Genomic DNA, 3766 nt, shown 5'->3' with positions numbered 1-3766 from the left:
ACCAGCCCCGGCGCGGGCGCGGCGGCCTCCGCCGCTCCGCAGGCCGACGGCGGCGACGCCACCTCGACGCCGGCCAGCGATGCGGGCGACATCGTCGTCATCGGCGTCCGCGGCGCGCAGAAGGCCGCCGTGGACCTGAAGCGCAACGCGGCGCAGATCGTCGACTCGATCGTCGCGGAAGACATCGGCAAGCTGCCCGACTCGACCATCGCCGACTCGTTGCAGCGCGTGCCGGGCATCCAGATCGACCGGTCGGCGGGCGAGGGGTCGGGCGTCAACATCCGCGGTCTCGGCCAGGTCCTGGTCACGCTGAACGGCGAGCAGTTCCTGGGCGCCCAGAGCATCGACAACGCCCAGCCCAATTTCACCGACGTCCCCGCGACCCTGTTCTCGGGCGTCGACGTGTTCAAGTCGTCGACCGCGCGCCAGATCGAGGGCGGCGTCAGCGGCACGATCGATCTGAAGACCCGGCGGCCGTTCGACCTCAAGCGCGGCCTGACGCTGACCGGCGCGGGGCAGGGCGACTATGGCAACCGCACCAAGAAGCTCGACCAGCTCTATTCGGGGCTCGCCGGCTATCATGGCGACCGGTTCGGCCTGGTGCTCGCGGGCTCCTACCAGAAGGCGAACCTCGCCAACATCCGCATCGACACCGGCAACAGCTGGCTCGCGTCGGGCGAGTCGGTCAGCAACCGGGACTTCAACGGCGACGGCAGGATCGACACGACCATCCGCGCGGGAAGCGGCGACTATGTCTACCAGCCGGCGGTGACGAGCGCGTCCAACCAGCGCACGCAGCGCGAACGCTATGCGATCGACGGGTCGGCGCAGTTCCACATCAACGACCAGCTCACCCTGACCGCGGACGGTTTCTACACCCATCTCGACGACCGTACCCGCGCGGTGAACCTCCAGCTCAACAGCGGCTACAACCCGCTGCCGCTCCAGGCCGGATCGGTCTACGACAAGAGCGGCGTCGTGACGGTCGGCAATTTCGCGCTTCCCCAGTTCGTGGAGGACAGCATCGCGACCAACATCAGGTCGCGGACCTACAACACCAACCTCGAACTCACCTATGACAGCGGCAGCAACTTCAAGGGCACGATCCGCTGGACCCATGCCGACGCGAAGCGCGACTCGGTGTCGTCGCAGGCGGATTCGAAGCCGGTGACGGGCGGCCTGCTGCCGCGCGGCGTCACGCCGCAATGTCAGAACGTCGCGATCGCCGCGCTGCCGGCATCGTGCTTCGTCCTCCAGAACCCGGCCGGCCTGTCGTCGGTCAACGTCGGCATCGACTACACCACCCATTATCCGACGCTGGCCTTCGGGACCAACATCACGAACCCGGCGAACTGGGAGCTGTTCTCGACCTGGGGCTATGGCGACCATCGCCGGTCGAAGACCGACGCCTTCCGCGCCGACGGCACCTTCACCTTCCCGGGCGACGGCTTCTTCAAGACGATCGACGCCGGCCTGCGCTACAGCACCCGCGACGTGACGGTGGCGCAGTTCAAGTATCTGGCGCCCGTCACCGTGCCGGGAGTGGGGACGCTCAGCGGCCCCGGCGACCTATACTATTACAAGGACGCCGGCATCACGCAGACCGGCACCCCGGCGGTCGAGGGCCGGTCGGTGCTGCCGATTTATACATTCGGGGCGCTCGGCAACATCATCAAGCAGTACAACAGCTTCATCTTCGGCGGCGTCCCGTCCGCGGGTATCCCCGGCCTCGACCCCGATGCGATGAGCAACCCGCTCGCGTTCCAGAACAGCCTGTATCCCGGCAACGCGGAGTACCAGGACCCGACCACCAGCTTCCGCATCAGGGAGAACACCGCGGCCGCGTACATGCAGCTGAACTTCGGATCACAGGACGGGGCGATCCTCGGGCTGAACTTCTCGGGCAACGTCGGCCTGCGCTACACCACGACGGACCGCACCGTCTTCTCGAACACCACCGATCCGTCTAGGTTCATCGGGACCGGCGGGAACTACAACGGCGTGTTCCTCAACCTGGGCACGACCGCCGGCAAGAAGCAGATCGACCGCTTCCTGCCCGCCGGCAATCTCACCATCGACATCGATCGGCAGCTGAAGCTGCGCCTGGCGGCGGCCAAGGTCGTGGGCGAGCTCAACCTGTTCGATCTCGGCGCCGGACGGGTGCTGTATTACGGCGCCAACAACGGCCGCTACCCGAACCTGCCGAGCACGCTGCAGGTCTTCCTGCAGGGGAACTCGGGCAATCCGAACCTCGATCCGTTCCAGTCGACCAACTACAACGGCTCGCTGGAATATTACTTCGGCCAGGGCGGCCTGCTGAGCGCGGCGGTGTTCCTGTTCGACGTCAAGTCGTTCCCGCAGAACGAGGGGATCCTCACCCCGATCGCGGACAGCGACGGCGTCGTCCGGGCCGGCGGCATCATCCAGACGACCGCGAACGGCGGCGGCGGCAAGATCAAGGGCGTGGAAGCCGGCTACCAGCAGCAGTTCACCTTCCTGCCCGGCTGGCTGGGCGGGTTCGGCGCGAACGCGAACTTCACCCTGTCGGACAGCGAGAGCTCGAACGCCGACCTGTTCGGCAAGCAGCTGCCGGTGCCCGACAACTCGAAATACCAGTACAATCTGATAGGTTTCTATCAGAAGGGCGCGATCCAGGCGCGCGTCGCGTACAACTGGCGCAGTAAGCGGTTCAACTCGATCCAGTACGTCAACGGGTCGGGCGACGGGCTGGCGGTCTTCTCGCAGCCGGTCGGCTATCTCGACGCCTCCGCCAGCTACGACGTGACGCCGAACGTCACCGTGTTCGCGCAGGGCCAGAACCTGACGAACTCGCAGGACAAGCAGTACGCGCAGTTCACGAACCTGTTCTACCAGCAGAACGTGTTCGAGCGTCGGCTGAGCCTAGGCATCCGCATCCGCAACTGACCCGCTTCCCGGCCCCTCCGGGGAACCCTGGCCCACCCCGATCCGGCGATCCGCCGGCCCGGGGTGGGCCTTTCTTCAACAGGACGGGCGGACGGTGCGGGATCGCATCGCCGCTCCGCCCGTCGCGGCGACGAGCGGGCCGGCCGCGCTACGCCATCCGCGTCCGCATCGCGTCCAGCGCCACGCCCTTGGTTTCGGGGAACACCAGCAGCACGACGACGAACTGCACCGCCATCGCGGCGGCGAAGACCGCGAACGGCGCGCCGGCCGACCATGCGACGAGCGTCGGGAAGACCGCGGCGATCGCGGCGTTCAGCAGCCAGTGCGTGCTCGCCCCCAGCGCGCTGCCCCGCGCGCGCACCGCCTGCGGAAAAATCTCCGACAGATATACCCAGATCACCGCGCCCTGGCTGGTCGCGAAGAAGGCGATGAAGCCGACCAGCGCGGGCAGCAGCGCCGCGGCGGCGATCCTGCCCAACAGTACGCCCGCCGCGACCGACAGGCAGACGGTCATCCCCGCCGCCCCGGCCGCGAGCAGGGTCCTGCGCCCCACCCGGTCGATCAGCGCCATGCCGAGCAGGGTGAAGGCGAGGTTCGCGAGCCCGACCAGGATCGCCTGCCGGTCGGGCGACACGCTGCCCGCGCGCAGGAAGATGTCGTTGAGGTAATAGAGGACCGCATTGATCCCGGCGAGCTGGTTGAAGCTCGCGAGCAGCACCGCCAGCACGATCGGGCGTCGGTGCCGCGTCCAGGACAGTCGCTCGTCGACCGGGTCGGCGGCGAGCGCGGCGGCGATGCCGGCGGTCTCGGCCGCCGCCTCGCCGGGCGACAGGCCGATGCG

Annotated in this window: 2 protein-coding genes; one reads left to right on the top strand and one right to left on the bottom strand. The window is 67.9% G+C overall.

Features of this window, described 5'->3' with window-relative positions; genetic code table 11:
• On the top strand, nt 1-2925 hold a 2925-nt coding region (locus tag HUV01_RS13665), incomplete at its 5' end, for a TonB-dependent receptor (protein WP_174298769.1).
• A gap of 148 nt (nt 2926-3073) precedes the next feature.
• Here the strand turns inward: HUV01_RS13665 and HUV01_RS13660 are convergent.
• Nucleotides 3074-3766 (bottom strand): MFS transporter (locus HUV01_RS13660; protein ID WP_174298768.1); only part of this gene is annotated, 693 nt, incomplete at its 5' end.

The organism is Sphingomonas bacterium, assembly GCF_903643035.1.
Taxonomy (GTDB): Bacteria; Pseudomonadota; Alphaproteobacteria; order Sphingomonadales; family Sphingomonadaceae; genus Sphingomonas.
This window is presented reverse-complemented; position numbering and strand designations above follow the sequence as displayed.